The sequence below is a fragment of the Streptomyces sp. NPDC020917 genome, from assembly GCF_044333795.1.
Classification (GTDB): domain Bacteria; phylum Actinomycetota; class Actinomycetes; order Streptomycetales; family Streptomycetaceae; genus Actinacidiphila.
On record NZ_JBIRRR010000004.1, the window covers coordinates 476870 to 499781 of the forward strand.

General features: G+C 72.7%; 20 protein-coding genes and 1 riboswitch. Of the genes, 12 read left to right on the forward strand and 8 right to left on the reverse strand.

What is annotated here, in order from left to right; translation table 11 throughout:
• Positions 1 to 62: 62 nt before the first annotated feature.
• The 9 genes from tsf to ACH4TG_RS12040 all read left to right on the forward strand — a co-directional run bounded on the left by tsf (position 63) and on the right by ACH4TG_RS12040 (position 9360).
• Complete coding sequence (tsf, locus tag ACH4TG_RS12000; RefSeq protein ID WP_398242052.1) at positions 63 to 899, forward strand: translation elongation factor Ts; 837 nt, start codon at positions 63 to 65, stop codon at positions 897 to 899.
• A gap of 156 nt (positions 900 to 1055) precedes the next feature.
• Positions 1056 to 1838, forward strand: a complete 783-nt coding sequence (gene pyrH / locus ACH4TG_RS12005) for a UMP kinase (RefSeq protein WP_398242053.1) — start codon at positions 1056 to 1058, stop codon at positions 1836 to 1838.
• 102 nt (positions 1839 to 1940) lie between these two features.
• A complete protein-coding gene (frr, locus tag ACH4TG_RS12010) occupies positions 1941 to 2498 on the forward strand; it encodes a ribosome recycling factor (protein WP_398242143.1) in 558 nt (185 codons plus the stop codon).
• A 78-nt stretch (positions 2499 to 2576) separates the two neighbouring features.
• Positions 2577 to 3557, forward strand: coding sequence for a phosphatidate cytidylyltransferase (locus ACH4TG_RS12015; RefSeq protein ID WP_398242054.1), 981 nt, complete (start codon positions 2577 to 2579; stop codon positions 3555 to 3557).
• Positions 3558 to 3656: 99 nt separating this feature from the next.
• Positions 3657 to 4763 (forward strand): 23S rRNA (adenine(2503)-C(2))-methyltransferase RlmN, encoded by a 1107-nt coding sequence (gene rlmN, locus ACH4TG_RS12020; protein ID WP_398242055.1) that lies wholly within the window; start codon positions 3657 to 3659, stop codon positions 4761 to 4763.
• An 80-nt stretch (positions 4764 to 4843) separates the two neighbouring features.
• Positions 4844 to 4965: riboswitch (TPP riboswitch) on the forward strand.
• Positions 4955 to 6055: a thiamine ABC transporter substrate binding subunit gene (locus ACH4TG_RS12025; protein ID WP_398242056.1), complete on the forward strand. Its 1101-nt coding sequence runs from the start codon at positions 4955 to 4957 to the stop codon at positions 6053 to 6055. (Overlaps the previous riboswitch by 11 nt.)
• Before the next feature lie 98 nt (positions 6056 to 6153).
• Positions 6154 to 7797, forward strand: a complete 1644-nt coding sequence (locus tag ACH4TG_RS12030) for an ABC transporter permease (RefSeq protein ID WP_398242144.1) — start codon at positions 6154 to 6156, stop codon at positions 7795 to 7797.
• Positions 7798 to 8832: an ABC transporter ATP-binding protein gene (locus tag ACH4TG_RS12035; protein ID WP_398242057.1), complete on the forward strand. Its 1035-nt coding sequence runs from the start codon at positions 7798 to 7800 to the stop codon at positions 8830 to 8832.
• A gap of 54 nt (positions 8833 to 8886) precedes the next feature.
• Positions 8887 to 9360: a VOC family protein gene (locus ACH4TG_RS12040; RefSeq protein ID WP_398242058.1), complete on the forward strand. Its 474-nt coding sequence runs from the start codon at positions 8887 to 8889 to the stop codon at positions 9358 to 9360.
• A 21-nt stretch (positions 9361 to 9381) separates the two neighbouring features.
• Here the strand turns inward: ACH4TG_RS12040 and ACH4TG_RS12045 are convergent, their stop codons facing one another.
• From ACH4TG_RS12045 to ACH4TG_RS12065, 5 genes are all read right to left on the reverse strand, one after another.
• Positions 9382 to 10503, reverse strand: a complete 1122-nt coding sequence (locus ACH4TG_RS12045; protein WP_398242145.1) for an LOG family protein — start codon at positions 10501 to 10503, stop codon at positions 9382 to 9384.
• 145 nt (positions 10504 to 10648) lie between these two features.
• The gene (locus tag ACH4TG_RS12050) at positions 10649 to 11764 is read right to left on the reverse strand and encodes a hypothetical protein (protein WP_398242059.1); all 1116 of its coding nucleotides are present in this window, start codon (positions 11762 to 11764) and stop codon (positions 10649 to 10651) included.
• 67 nt (positions 11765 to 11831) lie between these two features.
• Positions 11832 to 12560: an ABC transporter ATP-binding protein gene (locus tag ACH4TG_RS12055; protein ID WP_398242060.1), complete on the reverse strand. Its 729-nt coding sequence runs from the start codon at positions 12558 to 12560 to the stop codon at positions 11832 to 11834.
• 204 nt (positions 12561 to 12764) lie between these two features.
• Positions 12765 to 14135 carry an aspartate aminotransferase family protein gene (locus ACH4TG_RS12060; RefSeq protein WP_398242061.1) on the reverse strand — a complete coding sequence of 457 codons (1371 nt, stop codon included), beginning with the start codon at positions 14133 to 14135 and terminating at the stop codon, positions 12765 to 12767.
• 2 nt (positions 14136 to 14137) lie between these two features.
• Positions 14138 to 14599: an Lrp/AsnC family transcriptional regulator gene (locus ACH4TG_RS12065; protein ID WP_398242146.1), complete on the reverse strand. Its 462-nt coding sequence runs from the start codon at positions 14597 to 14599 to the stop codon at positions 14138 to 14140.
• Between the two features lie 205 nt (positions 14600 to 14804).
• Here ACH4TG_RS12065 and ACH4TG_RS12070 point away from each other — a divergent pair, with 205 nt between their 5' ends.
• Complete coding sequence (locus tag ACH4TG_RS12070; protein WP_398242062.1) at positions 14805 to 16250, forward strand: gamma-aminobutyraldehyde dehydrogenase; 1446 nt, start codon at positions 14805 to 14807, stop codon at positions 16248 to 16250.
• 101 nt (positions 16251 to 16351) lie between these two features.
• On the opposite strand, the gene ACH4TG_RS12075 is transcribed toward ACH4TG_RS12070, so the two are convergent.
• From ACH4TG_RS12075 to ACH4TG_RS12085, 3 genes are all read right to left on the reverse strand, one after another.
• A complete protein-coding gene (locus ACH4TG_RS12075) occupies positions 16352 to 17041 on the reverse strand; it encodes a glycerophosphodiester phosphodiesterase (RefSeq protein WP_398242063.1) in 690 nt (229 codons plus the stop codon).
• A 1-nt stretch (position 17042) separates the two neighbouring features.
• Entirely contained in the window at positions 17043 to 18098 is a 1056-nt protein-coding gene (locus ACH4TG_RS12080) for an adenosine deaminase (protein WP_398242064.1), read from the reverse strand.
• Positions 18099 to 18220: 122 nt separating this feature from the next.
• Positions 18221 to 19825 carry a PucR family transcriptional regulator gene (locus ACH4TG_RS12085; RefSeq protein ID WP_398242065.1) on the reverse strand — a complete coding sequence of 535 codons (1605 nt, stop codon included), beginning with the start codon at positions 19823 to 19825 and terminating at the stop codon, positions 18221 to 18223.
• Positions 19826 to 20125: 300 nt separating this feature from the next.
• Between ACH4TG_RS12085 and ACH4TG_RS12090 the strand changes: the two genes are divergently transcribed.
• Entirely contained in the window at positions 20126 to 21655 is a 1530-nt protein-coding gene (locus ACH4TG_RS12090) for a gamma-aminobutyraldehyde dehydrogenase (protein WP_398242066.1), read from the forward strand.
• A gap of 18 nt (positions 21656 to 21673) precedes the next feature.
• Complete coding sequence (locus ACH4TG_RS12095) at positions 21674 to 22906, forward strand: extracellular solute-binding protein (RefSeq protein ID WP_398242067.1); 1233 nt, start codon at positions 21674 to 21676, stop codon at positions 22904 to 22906.
• The last annotated feature ends 6 nt before the right edge of the window (positions 22907 to 22912 follow it).

Below are 22912 nucleotides of genomic sequence, written 5' to 3' on the forward strand. Positions count from 1 at the left end.
GGCCTCACGCCCCCGCCGTTCACCCGTAGATCCACCGACCATTCGGGAAGAGAATTAAACCCATGGCGAACTTCACCGCCGCCGACGTCAAGAAGCTCCGCGAGCTGACCGCCGCGGGCATGATGGACTGCAAGAACGCCCTCACCGAGGCGGAAGGCGACCTGGACAAGGCCGTCGAGATCCTCCGGGTCAAGGGCCAGAAGGGCGTCACCAAGCGCGAGGGCCGCTCGGCCTCCAACGGTGCCGTCGTCTCGCTCATCGCCGCGGACAACAGCGAGGGCGTCCTGCTCGAGCTGAAGTGCGAGACGGACTTCGTCGCCAAGGGCGACAAGTTCGTCGCCGTCGCCGACGCGATCGCCGCGCACGTCGCCGCGACCAAGCCGGCCGGCCTCGAGGCGCTGCTCGCCTCCGAGATCAAGGACGGCCAGACCGTCCAGGCGTACGTCGACGAGGCGAACGCGACCCTCGGCGAGAAGATCGTGCTCGACCGCTTCGCCCAGTTCACCGACGGCTACGTGGCGTCCTACCTGCACCGCACCAGCCCGGACCTGCCCCCGCAGGTCGGCGTGCTGGTCGAGCTGGACAAGGCCGACGCGCAGACCGCCAAGGACGTCGCGCAGCACATCGCCGCGTTCGCCCCGAAGTTCCTGACCCGCGACGAGATCGACGCCGAGACGGTCGAGAACGAGCGCCGCGTCGCCGAGGCCACCGCCCGCGAGGAGGGCAAGCCCGAGGGCGCGCTGCCGAAGATCGTCGAGGGCCGGGTCAACGGCTTCTTCAAGGAGAACGTCGTCCTGGAGCAGGCGTTCGCCAAGGACGCCAAGAAGACCGTCCAGAAGGTGCTCGACGAGGCCGGCGTGACGCTCAAGCGCTTCGCGCGCTTCCGCGTCGGCGTCTGATCGCCGTCGGAGCAGCGAAAGACCCGCGGCCCCGCTAGGGTCGTACGCGGCCGGCCGCCCGTCGGCCGCAGATGTGACGAGGAGGCCGTTGCCGTCGAGGGAACCCCAGAGGACCCGCGGCAATGGCCTCCTTTGTACGTGCACGAGGAGAACCCCATGGACGAAGGCGCCGACCACGTCGCCAAGGCTCACGCCACCGCTGGCCGCGGCGGCATCGCCCCCCGCCGCTACCTGCTCAAGCTGTCCGGCGAGGCGTTCGCCGGGGGAGGGGGGCTGGGCGTCGACCCCGATGTCGTGCACGCCATCGCCCGCGAGATCGCGGCAGTCGTCAGGGACGGCTACGAGATCGCGCTCGTCGTCGGCGGCGGCAACTTCTTCCGCGGCGCGGAACTCCAGCAGCGCGGCATGGACCGCGCCCGCTCCGACTACATGGGCATGCTGGGCACGGTCATGAACTGCCTCGCCCTCCAGGACTTCCTGGAGAAGGAGGGCATCGAGACCCGCGTGCAGACCGCCATCACCATGGGCCAGGTCGCCGAGCCCTACATCCCGCTGCGGGCGGTCCGCCACCTGGAGAAGGGCCGCGTGGTCATCTTCGGCGCCGGCATGGGCATGCCCTACTTCTCCACCGACACCACCGCCGCCCAGCGGGCCCTGGAGATCGACGCGGCGGCCATGCTCATGGGCAAGAACGGGGTCGACGGCGTCTACGACTCCGACCCCAAGCACAACCCGGACGCGGTCAGGTTCGACGCGCTGGAGTACGGCGAGGTCATCGCGCGGGACCTGCGGGTCGCCGACCTCACCGCGATCACCCTGTGCCAGGACAACAAGCTGCCGATCCTGGTCTTCGAGCTGCTCGCGGAAGGGAACATCGCGCGGGCCGTGAAGGGTGAGAAGATCGGCACGCTGGTCAACGACCAGGGCACCCGGGCGTGACGGCCGCCGCCGTCGCATCCGCCGCACGACCGTCGTCACGATGGCGTCCGCCGTCACAAGCCGTCACACAGACGTCCGCCTTCTGAAGACCAGGAGCACATGGTGATTGAAGAAACCCTCCTCGAGGCCGAGGAGAAGATGGAGAAGGCCGTGGCCGTCGCCAAGGACGACTTCGCGGCGATCCGAACCGGCCGTGCGCACCCGGCGATGTTCAACAAGATCGTGGCCGAGTACTACGGCACCGTCACCCCGATCAACCAGCTCGCCTCCTTCGCGGTGCCCGAGCCCCGGATGGCGGTGATCACCCCCTTCGACAGCAGCAGCCTGCGCAACATCGAGGAGGCGATCCGCAACTCGGACCTCGGCGTCAACCCGAGCAACGACGGCCGTATCATCCGGGTGGTCTTCCCGCAGCTCACCGAGGAGCGCCGCCGCGACTACATCAAGGTCGCCAAGCACAAGGCCGAGGACGCGAAGATCTCGATCCGCAGCGTCCGCCGCAAGGCCAAGGAGACGCTCGACAAGCTCGTCAAGGACGGCGAGACCGGCGAGGACGAGGTGCGCCGCGCGGAGAAGGAGCTCGACGACACCACGGCGAAGTACGTGGCGCAGATCGACGAGCTGCTCAAGCACAAGGAGGCCGAGCTGCTGGAGGTCTGACCTCCGGCACGCCCGCCGCGCCACATCCGCACACTCCCCGGCCGACCACCACCTGACGACGACGCGAGGCGAAGCTCCGTGAACGACTCTTCCTGGGGCGCTTCGCCACGCGCCGCGCATGCGGCGGGTTCCGCCACGGAATCCGGGGCGAGCAGGAAGACTCCCGCCATGCCGCCATCCCCGCCGCCGGCCGCCGAGCCCCCGCCCGCCCAGGACCCGGCTCCGGAACCGACCCGGGTGAAGAAGTCCGCGGGACGCAACCTGCGGGCGGCGATAGGGGTCGGCGTCGGACTGGGCGTGGTCATCGTCGCGTCCCTGTTCATCGTCAAGGCGGTGTTCGTCGGCGTCGTGGTGGCCGCCGTGGTGACCGGCCTGTGGGAGCTGACGTCGCGCCTGGCCGAGCGCAAGGACATCCACGCGCCGCTGGTGCCACTGGCGGTCGGCGGCGCGGCGATGGTCGTGCTCGGCTATCTGCGCGGCGCGGACGGCGCGTGGATCGCCATGGCGCTGACCGCGCTCGCGGTGCTGGTCTGGCGGATGGCCCAGCCGCCGGAGAACTACCTGCGGGACGTCACGGCCGGCGTGTTCGCCGCGTTCTACGTGCCGTTCCTGGCCACGTTCGTGGTCATGATGCTCGCCGCGGACGACGGGCCGCGGCGTGTGCTGGTGTTCCTGCTGCTCACCGTGATCAGCGACACCGGCGCCTACGCGGTCGGCTGGCGCTTCGGCCGCCACAAGCTCGCGCCGCGGATCAGTCCCGGCAAGACCCGCGAGGGGCTGCTCGGCGCGATGGCCTTCGCGATGGTGGCCGGCGCCCTGCTGATGCAGTACCTCATCGACGACGGCCAGTGGTGGCAGGGCCTGCTGCTCGGCCTGGCGGCGGCCACCAGCGCCACCCTCGGCGACCTCGGCGAGTCCATGATCAAGCGCGACCTCGGCATCAAGGACATGGGCGCCCTCCTCCCGGGCCACGGCGGCATCATGGACCGCCTCGACAGCCTCCTCCCCACCGCCCCCGTCGTCTGGCTCCTCCTCGTGGCCTTCGTCGGCAACGGCTGACCCCCCCGGGCCGCAAACCAGCCGCAAACCGGGCCGCAACCGGGCCGCAAACCGGGGCGGACGGGGGAGTGCTGGGGGTCTGCGACACTGGTAGGCATCATGCCTGCACCCGGAGAACTCACATTTGCCGCGCCGCGCGGGGCCAAGAAGCCCCCGCGGCACCTTGCCGACCTGTCGCCGGTGGAGCGCAGGGAGGCGGTGGCCGCGCTCGGCGAGAAGCCGTTCCGGGCCAAGCAGCTGTCGCAGCACTACTTCGCGCGGTACGCCGACGATCCGGCGGCGTGGACGGACATCCCGGCGGCGGCCCGCGGGCGGCTCGCGGACGACCTGCTGCCGGAGCTGATGACGGTGGTGCGGCACGCCGAGTGCGACGGCGGGGACACCCGCAAGACGCTCTGGCGGCTGTTCGACGGCACGCTCGTGGAGTCCGTGCTGATGCGCTACCCGGACCGGGTCACCATGTGCATCTCGTCACAGGCCGGCTGCGGCATGAACTGCCCGTTCTGCGCGACCGGGCAGGCCGGCCTGGACCGCAACTTGTCGACCGCGGAGATCGTGCACCAGATCGTCGCCGGCATGCGGGCGCTGCGTGACGGCGAGGTGCCCGGCGGGCAGTCCCGGCTGTCGAACATCGTCTTCATGGGCATGGGCGAGCCGCTCGCCAACTACAAGCGGGTGATCGGCGCGATCCGCCGGCTGACCGACCCCGAGCCGGACGGCCTGGGCCTGTCGCAGCGCGGCATCACCGTGTCCACCGTCGGCCTGGTCCCGGCGATGTACCGGTTCGCCGAAGAGGGCTTCAAGTGCCGGCTGGCGGTCTCCCTGCACGCCCCGGACGACGAGCTGCGCGACACCCTCGTGCCGGTCAACACCCGCTGGAAGGTCCGCGAGGTGCTCGACGCGGCCTGGTACTACGCGGAGAAGTCCGGCCGCCGGATCTCGATCGAGTACGCGCTGATCCGCGACATCAACGACCAGGCGTGGCGGGCCGACCGGCTGGGCAGGCTGCTGAAGAACCATCGCGTGCACGTCAACCTGATCCCGCTCAACCCCACCCCGGGCTCCAAGTGGACCGCGTCCCGGCCCGAGGACGAGCGGGCGTTCGTCGCCGCTCTGGAGGGACACGGCGTCCCGGTGACCGTGCGGGACACCCGCGGCCAGGAGATCGACGGCGCCTGCGGGCAGCTCGCCGCTTCCGAGCGCTGACCGGCCGCCGGGGAGCAGCCGGCACCGGATGGCAAAGCTGCTGGTACGGTGCATGCGCACCGGACATCGGTCCACAAGTGAACATCCGACAGGGGAGCGCCTGAGACGGCGCTGAGAGTGCGGCTGGGACCTCGGTCCCAGGCCGCAGACCCTCGAACCTGATCCGGGTCATACCGGCGTAGGGAGTCAGCATGAACAGCACCATCCGCAGGCGTGCCCTGGGCGCACTCGTCCTGGCCACCGCCTGCGCCACCGCGCTCAGCGCCTGCGGCGGCTCGTCGTCGGGCAAGAAGAGCGGTGGCGCCGCCTCCGGCAGCAAGACGGTCACCGTCGTCAGCCACGACTCGTTCGCCGCCTCGAAGAGCGTGCTCGCCGCGTTCACCAAGGAGACCGGCTACACGGTCAAGGTGCTGCGCGGCGGCGACGCGGGGGCCGCGGTCAACCAGGCGATCCTCACCAAGGACCACCCGCGCGGCGACGTCTTCTTCGGCGTCGACAACACCCTGCTGTCGCGCGCCCTCGACAACGGCCTGTTCGACCCGTACACGGCCAAGGGCCTCGACCAGGTGCCCGCCGACGTCCAGTTGGACGCCGCCAAGCACCGCGCCACGCCCATCGACTCCGGTGACGTGTGCGTCAACTACGACCGCGCCTACTTCGCCGCGCACAAGCTGGCCCCGCCGCAGAGCTTCGCCGACCTGGTCAAGCCGCAGTACAAGAACCTGCTGGTGACCGAGAACGTCGCGACCTCCTCGCCGGGCCTGGCGTTCATGCTCGGCAGCGTCGCCACCTACGGCGACGCCGGCTGGCAGGGGTACTGGAAGCAGCTGAAGGCCAACGGCGTCGAGGTCGTCGACGGCTGGGAGCAGGCGTACAACGACCGCTTCTCCGGCTCGTCCGCGGGCAAGAAGGCCAAGGGCGACCGGCCGCTGGTGGTCTCCTACGCGTCGAGCCCGCCCGCCGAGGTCGTCGGCGTCACCCCGGCGCCGGCCGAGTCCCCGGTCGGCGTGGCCACCGGCACCTGCTTCCGCCAGATCGAGTTCGCCGGGCTGCTGCACGGCGCGAAGAACCCCGCGGGCGGCAAGGCGTTCATCGACTTCATGCTGAGCAAGGCGTTCCAGCAGGACATGCCGCTGCAGATGTACGTCGACCCGGTGGTCAAGGGCGCCGCGGAGCCCGAGGAGTTCGTGAAGTACGGCGCGAAGGTCGAGCACCCGACGACCCTCCCGCCGACCGAGATCGCGGCCAAGCGCGACGACTGGGTCAAGGCATGGACGTCGACCGTCCTGTAGCCCCTGCCGGTCCCGCCACCGCCACCACCGCACCCGTACCCGCACCCGCGTCCCCGCGACCGGGTCGCGGCCGGGCGACCGGTGTGCGGCTGGCGTTGATGGCCCTGCCGCTGGCCTTCTTCGCGGTGTTCTTCGCCTACCCGGTCGGCGCCATCGTCGCCCGCGGGCTGCACCAGGGCGGGCGGTGGCGGCCGGGAGCGATCGGCGACGTGCTCGGCGACCCGTCGATCCGGCACGTCCTGTGGTTCACGTGCTGGCAGGCGGCGGCCTCCACGGCGCTGACGCTGGCCGTCGCGCTGCCCGGCGCGTACGTCTTCGCGCGGCTGGACTTCCCCGGCAAGCAGCTGCTGCGGGCGGTGGTCACCGTGCCGTTCGTGCTGCCCACCGTCGTCGCGGGATCCGCGTTCCTGGCGCTGCTCGGGCGCGGCGGCTTCACCGACAGCCTGTTCGGCTTCCGGCTGGACACCAGCGTGTGGGCGATCCTGATCGCCCACGTCTTCTTCAACTACGCGGTCGTGGTGCGCACGGTCGGCGGGTTGTGGGCGCAGCTGGACCCGCGGCAGGAGGAGGCGGCGCGCATGCTGGGCGCCGGCCGCTTCGCGGCCTGGCGCCGGGTCACCCTGCCCGCGCTCGGGCCCGCGGTGGCCGCGGCCGCGCTGATGGTGTTCCTGTTCACCTTCACCTCCTTCGGCGTCATCCAGATCCTGGGCGGCCCCACCCGCTCCACCCTGGAGGTCGAGATCTACCGGCAGACCGCCGAGTTGCTGGACCTGCCGACCGCCGCGGTGCTCACGCTGCTGCAACTCGCCGCGGTCGGCGCGATCCTCGGCGTGCACGCCTGGACGGTGCGCCGCCGTGAGGCGACCCTGCGGCTGGTGGACGCCGCCCGCACCGCGCACCGCCCGCGCGGCGCGGAACGCGTGCTGCTGGCCGGTGTCCTGGCCGTCGTCGCGCTGCTGATCCTGCTGCCGCTCGGCGTGCTCGTCGCCCGCTCCTTCGACGGCCCCCACGGCTACGGCCTCGACTTCTACCGGGCGCTGTCCTCCGCGGACGGTTCGGGCGACGGCGGCACCTTCCTGGTCTCGCCGCTGGAGACGGTCTGGAACTCGCTGCGCTACGCCGCCGTCGCGACGGTGATCGCGCTGGCCGTCGGCGCGCTGGCGGCCACCGCGCTGGTGCGCCGGGCCGGCCGGCTGATGCGCGGCTTCGACGCCCTGCTGATGCTGCCGCTGGGCACCTCGGCGGTCACCGTCGGCTTCGGCTTCCTGATCACCTTGGACAAGCCGCCGCTGGACCTGCGGGACTCCTGGCTGCTGGTGCCGCTCGCACAGGCCCTGGTCGGCGTGCCGTTCGTGGTGCGGGTCATGCTGCCGGTGCTGCGGGCCGTCGACGACCGGCTGCGGGAGGCCGCCGCGGTGCTCGGCGCGTCCCCGCTGCGGGTCTGGCGCGAGGTCGAACTGCCGCTCGTGGCGCGGGCGATGGGGATCGCCGCGGGCTTCGCGTTCGCCGTCTCGCTCGGCGAGTTCGGCGCGACGGTGTTCATCGCCCGGCCCGACAGCCCCACCCTGCCGGTCGCGGTGGCCCGCCTGCTCGGCCGTGCCGGCGAGATGAACTACGGCCAGGCGATGGCGCTCAGCACCATCTTGATGGCGGTCTGCGCGGCCAGCCTGCTCGTCCTGGAGACCGCCTGGCGGCGCCGCGGGGACGGCCGCCGGATCACCGATGCGACCGGGGAGTTCTAGATGGCCCTGCTGCGGATCGACGCCGCCACCGTACGGTTCGGGGACCGCGCCGCGCTCGACGGCGTCGACCTGGACGTCGCCGCGCACGAGACCGTGTGCGTGCTCGGGCCCAGCGGCAGCGGCAAGTCCACGCTGCTGCGCGCGGTGGCCGGGCTGCAGCCGCTGGACGCCGGGCGGATCCTGCTCGACGGCGCCGACCAGGCCGGCACGCCGCCGCACCGGCGCGGCGTCGGCCTGATGTTCCAGGACCACCAGCTCTTCCCGCAGCGCGATGTCGGCGGCAACGTCGCCTTCGGCCCGCGGATGCACCGGGTCCCGCGCGACCTGCGGGAGCAGCGGGTGGCCGAACTGCTGGACCTGGTGGGCCTGCCCGGGGCCGCGCACCGCGCGGTGGGCACGCTGTCCGGCGGCGAGCAGCAGCGGGTCGCCCTCGCCCGCGCGCTCGCGCCCGAGCCGCGGCTGCTCATGCTCGACGAGCCGCTCGGCCAGCTCGACCGCTCGCTGCGCGAACGGCTGGTCGTCGAACTCCGCCAGCTCTTCGGCCGGTTGGGCACCACGGTGCTCGCCGTCACCCACGACCAGGGCGAGGCGTTCGCGCTCGCCGACCGCGTGGTGGTCATGCGGGACGGCCGGATCGCGCAGAGCGGCACGCCGCTGGAGGTCTGGCAGCGGCCCGACTCGGAGTTCGTCGCGCGCTTCCTCGGCTTCGACGCGGTCACCGACGGCGTGGTCAGCGGCGGCGTCGCCGTCACCGACTGGGGCAAGCTGCCGGTGCCCGACGGCACGCCCGAAGGGCGGGCGCGGGTTCTGGTGCGGCCGCCCGGGGTCCTGCTCGGCCCGGCGGACGAGGGCCTGCTGTGCGAGGTCCGCGCCCGCACCTTCCGCGGCGGGCGGGTCGCGGTGATCCTCGGCGTCGTCGGCGCGGAGCGCGGGCCGCAGCTGGAGGCCGAGTGCACGCTGCGGGACGCCCCCGCCGAGGGCGACCGGACCGGGGTCACCTTCGACCCCGCGGAAGTCGTCGTCCTGCACCGATGATTTTCGGCGGCCCGTCTCGTCGTATGAAGCACAGACCGAGACGAGGAGAGCACCGTGCAGAAGATCACCACGTTCCTCTGGTACGACACCCAGGCCGAGGAGGCCGCGCAGTTCTACACCTCGCTGTTCGAGGACTCCCGCATCGTGGACGTCCAGCGCAGCGGCGAGGCGGGACCCGGCGCCCCCGGGACCGCGCTGGTCGTCGAGTTCGAGCTGGCGGGCCAGCGGTACCTGGCGCTCAACGGCGGGCCCGCGCACAGCTTCACCGAGGCGATCTCGCTCAGCGTGGACTGCGGCTCCCAGGAGGAGGTCGACACCCTGTGGCAGCGGCTCACCGCGGACGGCGGCGAGGAAGGGCCGTGCGGCTGGCTCAAGGACCGGTTCGGCCTGTCCTGGCAGATCGTGCCCCGACGGCTGCCCGAACTGCTCGCCGACCCCGACCAGCAGGCCGCGCAGCGCGTCATGGCCGCGATGCTCGGCATGAAGAAGATCGTGGTCAAGGAGCTGGAGGCGGCCGCCGCGGGCTGAGGCGCCCGGGGCGCCGCGCGGTCAGCCCCAGGCGAGGCGGGCCAGCGCGGCCGGCACCTCGCGGACGCTGTCGACCAGGGCGATGCGGTCGGCCATCGGCCGCTTGCCGGCCAGCGCCGTCAGCAGCGGCCACACCGGCAGCGTGGTCGTCCAGTGCGCCCGGTTCACCAGCACCATGGGGGCGGGATCGCCGTGCGACCCGTAGTAGTTCGCGGTGGCCGCGTCGAAGACCTCCTGGACGGTGCCGGCCGCGCCCGGCAGGTACACCACGCCGGCGTTGCAGCGGGACAGCAGGCCGTCCTCGCGGGTGGCGTTGGCGAAGAACTTGGCGATGTGCGCGGCGAAGGCGTTCGGCGGCTCGTGCCCGTAGAACCAGGTCGGCAGGCCGTAGGAGGGCCCGCCGTCCGGCCACCGGTCGCGCACCGCCATCGCGGCCGTCGCCCACGTGCCGACCGACGCGCCGAAGGACGGCACCCGCGCCAGCACGTCCAGCGCCTTGCCGAGCATGACGTCGTCGTACGGTGCCGCGTACGCGCCGAAGTTGGCCGCCTCCATGGCGCCCGGCCCGCCGCCGGTCGCCACGGTGAGGCCGGACCTGGCCAGCTCCCGGCCCAGGCGGGCCGCGCCCGCGTACTCCAGGCTCCCGCGCTCCATCGCGTGGCCGCCCATGACGCCCACCACCCGGGCGCCGCGCAGCCGTTCGTCGAGCGCGTCGGACAGAGCGTCGTCGTGGACCGAGCGGAGCATCGAGGCCAGCACGTCGCCGCCGGCCGAAGTGCGGCGGTACCAGGCGTAGGTCCTGGCGTCCGGGGTGCTCGCGTAGCCGTCGGTCTCCAGGCCCGCATACAGCTCGTCGGGAGTGTAGGGCGCGCCGCGGTAGGGGTCGAACGGCAGGTTCGGGACCGGCGGGAAGACCAGCGCGCCGCCGGCCCTGACGTGGGCCAGCGCCTGCGGCTCCATCCGGCAGCCCAGGAACACCGCCTGCGAGGAGTCCACGACCAGCAGCGCGAAGGTGCGCTCGGTCAGGTCGAGGGCCTGCAGCCGGCATCCGGCCAGGCTGCCGCCCAGCGCGGCCCGGTCGAACTCCTCGAGGTCGTGGATCTCCCGTATCGGTATGCCCTCCGCTCCTGCGAACCGGTCCATGTCGGCGTCATCGAAAGGCAGGGGTGCGGGCACCCCTGCACCCTAGCCCCCCCCTCGGCGCGGCAGGACCGGGGAGGTCGGGCCGCCGGCGGGACCGCTGACGGTACGTCACCGGCACCCGGACGGTGTGTCACCGAAAGGGGGTCTACGGCAGCGTGCTGAGCCCGGCGACCAGGAACGCCACGCCCACCAGGACCGCGGCCAGCGCGCCCGCGCGGACCGCCAGCGCGGCCCGGAGCATCGCCGGCGGGGCGGCCACCGCGCTCAGCGCGCCCTGCGCCTCGGGCCGGGCGTTGCCCGTCTCGGACAGGCCGACCGCGGCGGTGGCCAGCACGCACACCGCGATCAGCGTGAACGCGAAGACGGTCACCGGCCCGAGCCGGTGACCGGCGCCGGACTGCAGGGCGTAGGCCGACAGCGCCGCGGCGGCGGTCGCGCAGAGCAGGCCCAGCGGGCGGCCGATCCGCCGCGACTCGTACTGCAGCGTCCGTCCGGCGAGCAGGCGCACCGCGCCCGGCCGGTAGACGGCCAGCAGCCGGCCGCAGAAGAAGGCCAGGCCGGGCCCGGCGAGCACCAGTCCCGCGGTGGTGACGATCCAGCCGGCGACCGCGGCCGGCGCGATCACCCCGAGGCCGCTGGGCAGCGGCACCCCGTCGCCCTTGGGCGCGGCCACCTCGACGGACAGGCCCACGGCGACCAGCGCGACACCCCACGGCAGGCTGCCCGGCGTGTCATGCGCCTCCTTCGGACGCGACGAGCGCAGCCCGACGGCGACGGTGACGGCCGCAGCGGCGGGGACGAGCGCGAGCAGCGTCGCCACGCCGGCGGCCGGCAAGGTCGTGCCGCTGGCGAGCCGGCCGGGCCCGACAGCGCTCCACGGCCCGCCCGCGACGTCGCCGCGCACCAGCAGGAACAGCAGCAGCGCGAGCAGGCTGCCCGCCGCGCACACCACCGCCGTGGTGACGGCGGCGAGGGCCTGCATCCCGGTCCTGCCCAGGCCCACCGACGCCAGCCCGTCGCGCGGCCAGGCGGCGGACTGCCGGCAGCCCACCGCCGAGGCCAGCTGCACGGTCACCACGACCGGCACCACGCACCACACCAGCCGCATCACCGAGTCCGTCGCGCTGCCGTGCGGGTGGGCCAGCGCCCAGCCCACCGCGGACAGCAGCAGCAGACCCGTGCCGGCCGAGGCCGCGGCGACCAGCGCCCAGCGGCCCAGCATCGCGGGTCGCGACCCGCGCAGCACCCGCAGGCTCAGCACGCCGCCGTCACCCCTCCAGGAAATGCCGCCGGCCGCAGGCCGGCGGCGCGGACCGCCCGGCGTCCCGTCATACCGACGCCGGCCACGGGCTCGCGGACTCGCGGTCCTGCACCGGCATCGGCGCCCCGGGGCGGCCGTCGACCAGCCCCATGGTCCGGTCGGCGTGCCCGGCGACCTCCGGGTCGCTGGTGGCCAGGACCACGGTGATCTCGTGCGAGCGGGCCGCGCTGGCCAGGGTGCGCAGCACATGGCCGCGGTCCTGCCGGTGCAGGGCGGCGGTCGGCTCGTCGGCGAAGACCACGGCAGGACCGGTGACCAGGGCGCGGGCGACCGCCACGCGCTGGCGCTGGGCTGTCGTCAGATCGGCCGGCCGCTTGCGCGCGCAGTCGCCGATGTCCAGGCGCTCCAGCCACTCCTGCGCGGCGCTCCGGGCGCCGCGGTGGCCGTCGCCGCGCAGCATCAGCGGCAGGGCGGCATTCTCCCAGGCCGTCAGCTCGGGCAGCAGATGCGCCCGGTCGCCGATCCAGCCGAACCGGTCGCGGCGCAGCAGCTCACGGGACGCCTCGTCCAGGGTGTGCACCGGGGCGCTGTTGAACCACACCTCGCCCTCGTCCGGGACGAGCTGCCCGGAAAGGCAGTGCAGCAGCGTCGACTTGCCGGCGCCGCGCGGGCCGAGGACGGCCAGGATCTCGCCGGCCCGCACGTTGACGGACACACCGGCCAGGGCGGGGTCGCCCCGGTGGGAGTGCCGCAGCGCACGGGCCCAGAGCACGTCGTTGTCGGGCGGGGCCACCATGCCGTACCTCCGCAGGTTCGTTCCCAGGCACGTTCACACGGGAAACGAGCCGGGGAGTGGGCGGTCACTCCCGGGCACCGTAGGCAGGCGGCGGGCGGTCCGGCGCGCAGGCGCGGCGGCGCACCGGCCCGGGATCGTCCGTACGGACGATCGAGGACCGGTGCGTGGCCGCACGGCCGGGACCGTGGCCGGTGGCGCGGGCGGCTACAGCTTGGTCCACGCCTCGGCGAGCACGCCGCGCAGGATCTGCTCGATCTCGTCGAACAGGGCCTGGTCGGAGATCAGCGGCGGGGCCAGCTGGACCACCGGGTCGCCCCGGTCGTCGGCCCGGCAGTACAGGCCGCTGTCGTAGAGCTTCTTCGACAGGAACCCGTACAGGACCCGCTCGGTCTCCTCGTCGGTGAAGGTCTCCTTGGTGGCCTTGTCCTTCACCAGCTCGATGCCGTAGAAGAAGCCGTTGCCGCGGACGTCGCCGACGATCGGCAGGTCGTGCAGCTTCTTCAGGGTGGCGAAGAAGTCGCCCTCGGTGTCCAGCACGTGCTGGTTGAGGCGCTCGCGCTCGAAGATGTCGAGGTTGGCCAGGGCGACGGCGGCCGACACCGGGTGCCCGCCGAAGGTGTAGCCGTGCAGGAAGGTGTTGTCGCCGCGGTAGAACGGCTCGGCGAGCCGGTCCGAGACGATGCACGCCCCTATCGGCGAGTAGCCGGAGGTCATGCCCTTGGCGCAGGTGATCATGTCCGGCACGTAGTCGAACTTGTCGCAGGCGAACATGGTGCCGAGCCGGCCGAAGGCGCAGATCACCTCGTCGGAGACGAGCAGCACGTCGTAGCGGTCGCAGATCTCGCGGACCCGCGCGAAGTAGCCGGGCGGCGGCGGGAAGCAGCCGCCGGCGTTCTGGACCGGCTCCAGGAAGACCGCGGCGACCGTCTCCGGGCCCTCGAACAGGATCTCCTGCTCGATCTGGTCGGCGGCCCAGCGGCCGAACGCCTCCGGGTCGTCGCCGAACAGCGGCGCCCGGTAGATGTTGGTGTTCGGCACCTTGCGGGCGCCCGGCACCAGCGGCTCGAACGGCGCCTTGAGCGCGGGCAGTCCGGTGATGGACAGCGCGCCCTGCGGCGTGCCGTGGTAGGCGACGGCCCGTGAGATGACCTTGTACTTGGTGGGGTTGCCGTTCAGCTTGTGGTACTGCTTGGCCAGCTTCCAGGCGGTCTCGACGGCCTCGCCGCCGCCGGTGGTGAAGAAGACCTTGTTCAGGTCGCCGGGCGCGTAGTGCGCGAGCCGCTCGGCGAGCTCCACGGCCTTGGGGTGGGCGTAGCTCCACACCGGGAAGAACGCCAGCTCCTGCGCCTGCTTGTAGGCGGTCTCGGCCAGTTCGTGCCGGCCGTGCCCGGCGTTGACCACGAACAGCCCGGACAGGCCGTCGACGTACCGCTTGCCGCGGTCGTCGTAGATGTACGAGCCCTCGCCGCGCACGATGGTGGGCACGGGGGCGTTCTCGTACGACGACATGCGGGTGAAGTGCATCCACAGGTGGTCGTACGCGGTCTTGGAGAGGTCTGCCGGGCTGGTGTCCATGGCTATCTGGTTCCCCAGGTGTAGGTCTGCTTGCGGAGCTTGAGGTAGACGAAGCTCTCGGTGGAGCGCACGCCGGGCAGCGCGCGGATCCGCTTGTTGATCATCTCCAGCAGGTGGTCGTCGTCCTCGCAGACGATCTCGACCAGCAGGTCGAAGGAGCCCGCGGTGATCACCACGTACTCGACCTCGTCCAGGGCGGCGAGCGACTCGGCCACCGGGTCGATGTCGCCCTCGACGGTGATGCCGACCATGGCCTGCCGCCGGAATCCCACGGTGAGCGGGTCGGTGACCGCGACGATCTGCATCACGCCCTGGTCGAGCAGTTTCTGCACGCGCTGGCGCACGGCGGCCTCGGACAGGCCGACGGCCTTGCCGATCGCCGCGTACGGACGGCGCCCGTCCTCCTGGAGCTGTTCGATGATCGCCTTCGACACCGCGTCTATCTGGCTTGACGCGGCGTTCATGTCTCGAGTGGCCACGCGCACCACTGTGCAGGAGAGGTCGACGGTCACGCAAGCCCTCAACGATGAAATCCGTTGCTGTGGCCTTCTCGTAACACCGAATCGGTTGTTTCGGTGAGGTGGGTATGTCGAATACAGTAGTTCTCGGGCTAAGCTGGGACGCGTCTCAGTAGATGGACACGACTCGTAGGACCAGGGAGCAAGCGCCGTGACCGAACTCCGTACTCTGCGCAACTACATCGACGGAGAATTCCGCGACGCCGCCGACGGGCGCACCACCGAGGTGGTCGACCCGGTGACCGGGCAGGCGTACGCGAAGGCGCCGCTGTCCGGGCAGGCGGACGTGGACGCGGCGATGGCCGCGGCCGCCGCGGCCTTCCCCGGCTGGCGCGACACCACCCCCGCCGAGCGGCAGAAGGCCCTGCTGAAGATCGCCGACGCGATCGAGGCACGGGCCGACGAGCTGGTCGCGGTGGAGAGCCGGAACACCGGCAAGCCGATCGGGCTGACCGCCAGCGAGGAGATCCCGCCGATGGTCGACCAGATCCGGTTCTTCGCCGGCGCCGCCCGCATGCTCGAGGGCCGCGCGGCCGGCGAGTACATGGAGGGCATGACCTCCATCGTCCGCCGCGAGCCGGTCGGCGTCTGCGCGCAGGTCGCGCCGTGGAACTACCCGATGATGATGGCCGTCTGGAAGTTCGCGCCGGCCATCGCGGCCGGCAACACCGTGGTGCTCAAGCCGTCCGACACCACCCCCGCCTCCACCGTGCTGCTCGCCGAGATCCTCGGCGGGGTGCTGCCCAAGGGCGTGTTCAACGTGGTGTGCGGCGACCGCGACACCGGCCGGATGATGGTCGAGCACCCGGTGCCGGCGATGGCCTCCATCACCGGCTCGGTGCGGGCCGGCATCGAGGTGGCCGGCTCGGCCGCCAAGGACGTCAAGCGGGTCCACCTGGAGCTGGGCGGCAAGGCCCCGGTCGTGGTGTTCGAAGACCTCGACAGCGCCGCCATCGCCAAGGCCGTGGAGGACATCGCGGTCGCCGGCTTCTTCAACGCCGGACAGGACTGCACCGCGGCCACCCGCGTGCTGGTCCACGAGTCGATCCACGACGAGTTCACCGCCGCGCTCACCAAGGCCGCCGCCGACACCAAGACCGGCCTGCCGGACGACGAGGACGTGCTGTTCGGCCCGCTCAACAACGCCAACCAGCTCGCCCAGGTCACCGGCTTCATCGAGCGGCTGCCCGCGCACGCCAAGGTGCAGACCGGCGGCCACCGGGTCGGCGAGAGCGGCTACTTCTTCGCACCGACGGTGGTCTCCGGCCTGAAGCAGGACGACGAGATCGTCCAGCGCGAGGTGTTCGGCCCGGTCATCACCGTCCAGTCCTTCACCGACGAGGACCAGGCCGTCGAGTGGGCCAACGGCGTCGAGTACGCGCTCGCCTCCTCGGTGTGGACCAAGGACCACGGCCGCGCGATGCGGATGTCCAAGCGCCTCGACTTCGGCTGCGTGTGGATCAACACCCACATCCCGCTGGTCGCCGAGATGCCGCACGGCGGGTTCAAGCAGTCCGGCTACGGCAAGGACCTTTCCGCCTACGGCTTCGACGACTACACCCGGATCAAGCACGTGATGACGTCCCTGGACTCCTGACCGGCGATCCGGAGGGGCGGGGTGCGGCGGACGGCGGCGCACCCCGCCCCTTCACGTCCCGGGGCTGCCGGCTTGCAGGCGCTGCAGGTGCTTCGGCGCGTTCAGGCGCGGGAGCGCTGCGCCAGCACGCGCTGCAGCGCGTCCAGCCGGTTGGTGGTGACCGCGTCCACGCCCAGCGCCAGCAGGCGGGACATGGACCGCTCCCAGTCCGCGGTCCACGCGGAGACCAGCAGCCCGTGGTCGCGCGCGAAGGCCACGGTCGCCGCGTCGACCAGGCCGAACCGCAGGTTGAGCCAGCGCGGCCGGAGGGCGGCCAGCAGCGGCTCACCGGGACGCACCGAGGTCTTCCAGGTCATGGCGATCTCGGCGTCGCCGGACAGCGCCCGGACCTCGCGCATCGCGGCCAGATCGCCGCAGTAGTAGACCCGTTCGCCCAGCCCGGCCGCCTCGACCGCTTCCAGGGACGGCGCCGCCTGCCCGGACTCGGTCAGGTCCAGCAGCATCCGGCCCGCAGGATGCTTGCCGAGCATCGCGAGGGCGTCGGCCAGCGGCGGCACGCCGCCGCCGGTGGTCTCGAAGACCTGGTCGAAGGTGAGCGAGGCGACGGGAACCTCGCGGCCCCACATCCGCTCCAGGGTCGGGTCGTGCAGCAGCACCGGCACCCCGTCACGAGTGACCCGGACGTCCACCTCCACCACGTCCGCGCCCTTGGCCAGCGCGGAGCCGACCGAGGGCAGCGTGTTCTCGCGGTGCACGTACGGGTCACCGCGGTGCGCGACGGCGAGCGCCACGTCAGCTCCAGGACGCGGTGTAGGCGTCGATCTCCGCGGCGATCCGGGCCTTGCCCGGGGCGTCCAGGAACGAGGCCCGGACGGCGTTCTTCGCCAGCGCCGCCACCCCGGCCCGGTCCAGGCCGAGCAGCCGGGCGGCCACCGCGTACTCGGTGTTGAGGTCGGTGCCGAACATCGGCGGGTCGTCGCTGTTGACGGTGACGAGCACGCCCGCGTCGACCATCTGCCGGATCGGGTGCTCCTCCAGCACGGCGACCGCGCGGGTGGCGATGTTCGAGGTCGGGCAGACCTCCAGCGGGATGCCGTGCTCGGCCAGGTGCTCCAGCAGCCGCGGGTCCTGCGCGGCGCTGGTGCCGTGCCCGATCCGCTCGGCGCCCAGCTCGCGCAGCGCGTCCCACACGGTCTGCGGCCCGGTCGTCTCGCCCGCGTGCGGCACGCTGTGCAGGCCGGCCGCCCGCGCCCGGTCGAAGTACGGCTTGAACTGCGGGCGCGGCACGCCGATCTCGGGCCCGCCGAGGCCGAACGAGACCAGGCCGTCCGGCTGCCCGTGGAGCGCGAGGCGGGCCGTCTCCTCGGCGGACTCCAGGCCCGCCTCGCCCGGGATGTCGAAGCACCAGCGGAGCGTCACGCCCAGCTCCGCCTCGGCGGCCCGGCGGGCGTCCTCGATGGCCTCCATGAACGCCGGGCCCGGGATCCCGCGCCGGGTCGAGCTGTACGGGGTGACGGTCAGCTCGGCGTAGCGGATGTTCTGCCTGGCCATGTCGCGGGCCACCTCGAAGGTGAGCAGCCGGACGTCCTCGGGGTCCCTGATCAGGTCGACGACCGACAGGTACACCTGGATGAAGTGCGCGAAGTCCCGGAACGTGAAGTACTCGGCGAGCGCCGCCGGGTCCTCGGGGACCGAGGAGTCCGGGTGGCGGGCGGCGAGCTCCGCGACGATGCGGGGCGAGGCGGACCCCACGTGGTGGACGTGCAGTTCGGCCTTCGGCAGTCCGGCGATGAAAGCGTCCAGGCCCTCCGCGGTCCTGGTCGCGGTGCCGGGTGCGAGGTCGCTCATGCCTGCTCCTTCGTCGCTTCTGCGCCGGCTCGGCGCACAGGCCGGGGTCCCGTGGCCGTGTGCCGCAGGATCGCTGCCGGTCGGCCCATCGTAGACGGGGCCGCCGGGCGGTCCGGGGGCGCTCAGCGGCGCACCGCGTCCAGCGCCAGCAGGGCCACGTGCAGCGACAGGCACGACTCCACCTGGTCCAGGTCCACGCCGAGCACCGACTCCACGCGCCGCAGCCGGTCGTAGAACGAGGGGCGGGACAGATGGGCGGCGTCGGCCGCGGCGGACTTGTTGCGGCCGCACGCCAGGTAGACGCCGAGGATGCGCACCAGGTCCGTCCTGTGCTCCGCGTCGTACGCCAGCAGCAGGCCCAGCTCGCGCTCGACGTAGGTCTGCAGGCGCGCGTCGTCGCGCAGCAGGTGCAGCAGGCCGCGCAGCCGGATGTCGGGCAGCCGGTAGTAGCCGCGGGCGCCGCCGTCCGGCCGGCCGCCGTGCTCGGCGGCGTCGGCTATCTGCGCGGCCTCCAGCAGCGAGCGGCGGGCGTCGCGCAGCGCGGCCACGCTGGAGCCGGCGGCCATCAGGCACGGCGGGCCGGCCTTGAGCGCGGCCGCAAGGCCGTCCAGCACGGACTGCTCCTCGTCGTGCGGCCCCAGCGAGACCAGCACCCCGACCGTGCCGTCGTCCAGCGCCCCGGTCAGCGCGCTCAGGCCGCGCTCGCGGACGGCCAGCGCGGCGTACTCGGTGAAGTCCCGCAGCCGCGCCTGCGCCTCCAGGGCGGCCGACGGCTGGCCGCCTGGCTGCCGCAGCATCACGCCGACCAGCCGGCGGCCGTCCAGCGGCACTCCCAGCGCCCGGGCCCGCAGGGCGACGTCCGAGACGGTCAGCGCGTGGGTGAGGATCCCGGACAGCAGGGTGCGGTGGGTCTGGCGCTCCAGCGACTCGCGGTCGCGGTCCAGCAGCCGGCCCAGCGCGAGGGTGGCGGCGGCGCGCTCCAGCAGCACGGCGTGGGTCTGCGGGCCGTCCGCGCCGACCAGCACCAGCCGGCCCCAGTCGCGCCCGCGCGCGCCGACCGCGGTCACCAGCCAGCCGGAGCGCGGGTCGAACCCGGTCCTGCCCGCCGGCGCCACCGCGCGGGACCTGCGCTCCCAGGCGTCCAGCAGGACCTGCGGGTCCTGCCCGGCGGCCGCGAAGGCCAGCACCTGGTGGGAGAGGTTCTCCAGCACCGCGGGGGCGCCGGCCATCCGCGCCACCTCGCCCAGGATGTCGGCGGGCTCCGCCCCCTCCACGGCCAGCTCGTTGAAGGTCTGGTGGACCGCCTCCGAGGCGCGCAGCCGGGTGTAGTGCGCGTTGAGGACCAGGGCGTGCACCGCCTCGGTGACGGCGACGAACCGCACCTCCTCGCGCAGCGCGACCAGCGGCAGCCCGCGCCGCTCGGCCGCCCGCACCAGGGGCCGCGGCAGGTCCTCGGCGTAGCGGCGGCCCAGCTCCACGACCAGCCCGGCCGCGCCCACGTCGGCCAGCGCGTCGGCATAGGCGGCGAGCGACTCGCGGTCGTCCGGCAGCATCACGCCGGTGGTCAGCACCAGTTCGCCGCCGCGCAGCATCCCCGCGATGTCGGCGAGCTCGCTCACGTGCACCCAGCGCACCTCGGCGGCCAGGTTCCGGTGCCCGGCCACCACGACAGGACCGCCCGGGCGGAACGCGTCCAGCTCCAGGACTTCGGCGACGGTGGGGAGCACGGGGACCTCCGGTGGGCCGCGGGCCGCCGGCCACGAGGTGGCGGGCCGCCACTGTGTAAGGGCAGGGCTGCCGGTTCCTTGCGGACTGTGCCTTGGCCCGGCCCCGGCGTGCCCGGCAGCGTACGGCGTGCCGCCACCTGCTGGCGAGCCACCCGATACACAGATTTCGTCGCGTAACCAAAAGGCAACAACGGAATCCCTTGTTGGAGGGCGCCTGCTCTGCCAGGATCGGCCACCAACCCAGGGTTTGCCCACGCTGCCAAGCGGTTTGCAGGGCGGCAATCGGCGAGGAGACATGGGATGCACCACGTAAGTGACGTGGCGGAACGCTTCGGCACCGCCGCCCACCACATCGGCGGCCGGGCCGTCGAGGGGAGCGGCGGTGCCACCGGTACGCATTCCGTCGTCGACCCCGCGAGCGGGCAGGCCGTGTGGACCTACCGCACCGCGGGGCCGGCCGACGTGGACGCGGCGGTCGCCGCGGCCCGGGCGGCGCTTCCCGAGTGGGCCGCGGCGAGCCCGGGGGAGCGGTCGCAGGCGCTGCACCGGCTGGCCGGCGTGCTGGACGGCATGGCCGAGGACCTCGCGCGCGCCGAGACCGCCCAGTGCGGCAAGCCGATCCGGCTCAGCCGCGGGTTCGACGTCCCGGGCACCGTGGACAACACCGCGTTCTTCGCCGGCGCGGCCCGCCAGCTGCAGGGCGTCGCCGCCGCCGAGTACAGCCCCGACCACACCAGCTACATCCGGCGCGAACCGGTCGGCGTGGTCGGCTCCATCGCGCCCTGGAACTACCCACTGCAGATGGCCGCGTGGAAGATCCTTCCGGCGATCGCCGCCGGCAACACCATCGTGCTCAAGCCCTCGGAGCTGACCCCGCTCACCTCGCTGATGTTCGCGCAGGCCGCGACCGAGGCCGGGCTGCCCGACGGCGTCGTCAACATCGTCAGCGGCACCGGGCCCGACGCGGGCGAGCACCTCGTGGCCCACCCCGACGTCGCGATGACGTCGTTCACCGGCTCCACCGCCGTCGGCCGCCGGATCGCCGCGCTCGCGGCCGGCGGCGTCAAGCGCGTGCACCTCGAACTCGGCGGCAAGGCGCCCTTCGTCGTCTTCGACGACGCCGACCTGGAGGCCGCGGTGCACGGCGCGGTCGCTGCCAGCCTGATCAACGGCGGCCAGGACTGCACCGCCGCGACCCGCGCCTACGTCCAGCGCCCGCTGTACGACGCCTTCGTCGCCGGGGTCGCCGACCTCATGCGGGACGTCAGGCTCGGCGATCCGGCCGACCCGGACACCGACCTCGGCCCGCTGATCACCCACGCCCACCGCGACCGGGTGGCGGCCGTCGTGGAACGCGCCCGCGGCTACGCCGACGTCGTCACCGGCGGCGCGGCCCCCGGCGGTGAACTCGCCGCCGGCGCCTACTACCTCCCGACCCTGCTGGCCGGCGCCCCGCAAGCCAGCGAGGCCGTCCAGCAGGAGATCTTCGGCCCGGTGCTCGCCGTGCTGCCCTTCGACGGCGACGGCGAAGGACTGGCGCTCGCCGGCGACACCCCGTACGGCCTGGCCGCGTCCGCCTGGACCCGGGACGTCTACCGGGCCGGCCTGGCCAGCCGCACGCTCGCCGCCGGCTGCGTCTGGATCAACGACCACATCCCGATCGTCAGCGAGATGCCGCACGGCGGCGCCAAGGCGTCCGGCTACGGCAAGGACATGTCCCTCTACTCCTTCGAGGAGTACACCCAGGTCAAGCACGTGATGTCGGACAACACCGCGGTCGCGCGCAAGGACTGGCACCGCACCGTCTTCACCGACCGGTCACACCGGTAACCCGGAAGGGCACCCCCCATGGAGCAGTACGAGCCCCTGTCGCCGGCGCAGCGCGCGGCGACCCAGCGCAGCATGACCAACGGCCGCGGGGCCCTCGCCCGCCGGTCGTTGCTGCGTGCCGGCGCACTCGGCGCGGTCGCCACGGCGGGACTGACCGCCTGCGGGATCCCGGCCGCCAGCCGCACCGGCAGCACCACGCCGTCCACCGACCACTCGGCCACCGAGAAGATCGTCAACTTCTCCAACTGGACCGAGTACATCGACGTCACCGACGACGGGAAGCACCGCCCGACCCTGGACGCGTTCACCAAGCGCACCGGTATCAAGGTCAACTACACCGAGGACATCAACGACAACGTCGAGTTCTTCGGCAAGATCAAGCCGCAGCTGTCCGCCGGCCAGGACACCGGCCGCGACCTGATGGTGCTCACCGACTGGCTCGCCGCCCGGATGATCCGGCTCGGCTGGATCCAGCAGCTCAACCCGGCCAACCTGCCGCACGCCTACACCAACCTCGCGCAGCGCTTCCGCAACCCCGACTGGGATCCGGGCCGGGCCTACTCCTACCCCTGGCAGGGCATCGCCACCTGCATCGCCTACAACAAGAAGGCCACCGGCGGGCGGAAGGTCAGCTCGGTGTCCCAACTGCTCGACGACCCCTCGCTCAAGGGCCGCGTCGCGCTGCTCTCCGAGATGCGCGACACCATCGGGATGACCCTGCTCGACATGGGCCGGCGCCCGGAGACCGTCACCGACGACAGCTACGACGCGGCGATCGCCCGCATCCAGAAGGCCGTCGACAGCCAGCAGATCCGCAAGTTCACCGGCAACGACTACACCGACGGGCTGAGCAAGGGCGACATCGCGGCGTGCATGGCGTGGGCCGGCGACCTGGTGCAACTGCGGCTGGACGACCCGGACATCGAGTACGTCTTCCCCGACGCCGGGTTCCTGTTCTCCACCGACAACCTGCTGGTCCCCAACAAGGCCCGGCACAAGACCAACGCCGAGAAGCTCATCGACTACTACTACGAGCCCGCGGTCGCCGCGCAGGTGTCGGCGTACATCAACTACGTGAGCCCGGTGGCCGGGGTGCAGCCCTATCTGGCGAAGATCGACAAGTCGCTCGCCGACAACCCGATGATCGTGCCGGACGCCGCGATGGACGCCAAGGCGCACCAGTTCCGCTCCCTCAGCCAGGACGAGGACACGCGGTACGAGGAGAAGTTCTCCAAGCTCATCGGCGCGTGACGCCGT

What these genes read in the sequence shown, in the direction of transcription:
- ACH4TG_RS12095 (WP_398242067.1), top strand. Translation starts at nt 21,674, where the DNA reads ATGGAGCAGTACGAGCCCCTGTCGCCGGCGCAGCGCGCGGCGACCCAG.
- ACH4TG_RS12065 (WP_398242146.1), bottom strand. Translation starts at nt 14,599, where the DNA reads ATGAACGCCGCGTCAAGCCAGATAGACGCGGTGTCGAAGGCGATCATC.
- ACH4TG_RS12060 (WP_398242061.1), bottom strand. Translation starts at nt 14,135, where the DNA reads ATGGACACCAGCCCGGCAGACCTCTCCAAGACCGCGTACGACCACCTG.
- ACH4TG_RS12055 (WP_398242060.1), bottom strand. Translation starts at nt 12,560, where the DNA reads ATGGTGGCCCCGCCCGACAACGACGTGCTCTGGGCCCGTGCGCTGCGG.
- ACH4TG_RS12025 (WP_398242056.1), top strand. Translation starts at nt 4,955, where the DNA reads ATGAACAGCACCATCCGCAGGCGTGCCCTGGGCGCACTCGTCCTGGCC.
- ACH4TG_RS12035 (WP_398242057.1), top strand. Translation starts at nt 7,798, where the DNA reads ATGGCCCTGCTGCGGATCGACGCCGCCACCGTACGGTTCGGGGACCGC.
- ACH4TG_RS12090 (WP_398242066.1), top strand. Translation starts at nt 20,126, where the DNA reads ATGCACCACGTAAGTGACGTGGCGGAACGCTTCGGCACCGCCGCCCAC.
- ACH4TG_RS12045 (WP_398242145.1), bottom strand. Translation starts at nt 10,503, where the DNA reads ATGGACCGGTTCGCAGGAGCGGAGGGCATACCGATACGGGAGATCCAC.
- rlmN (WP_398242055.1), top strand. Translation starts at nt 3,657, where the DNA reads ATGCCTGCACCCGGAGAACTCACATTTGCCGCGCCGCGCGGGGCCAAG.
- ACH4TG_RS12030 (WP_398242144.1), top strand. Translation starts at nt 6,154, where the DNA reads ATGGCCCTGCCGCTGGCCTTCTTCGCGGTGTTCTTCGCCTACCCGGTC.
- pyrH (WP_398242053.1), top strand. Translation starts at nt 1,056, where the DNA reads ATGGACGAAGGCGCCGACCACGTCGCCAAGGCTCACGCCACCGCTGGC.
- ACH4TG_RS12080 (WP_398242064.1), bottom strand. Translation starts at nt 18,098, where the DNA reads ATGAGCGACCTCGCACCCGGCACCGCGACCAGGACCGCGGAGGGCCTG.
- tsf (WP_398242052.1), top strand. Translation starts at nt 63, where the DNA reads ATGGCGAACTTCACCGCCGCCGACGTCAAGAAGCTCCGCGAGCTGACC.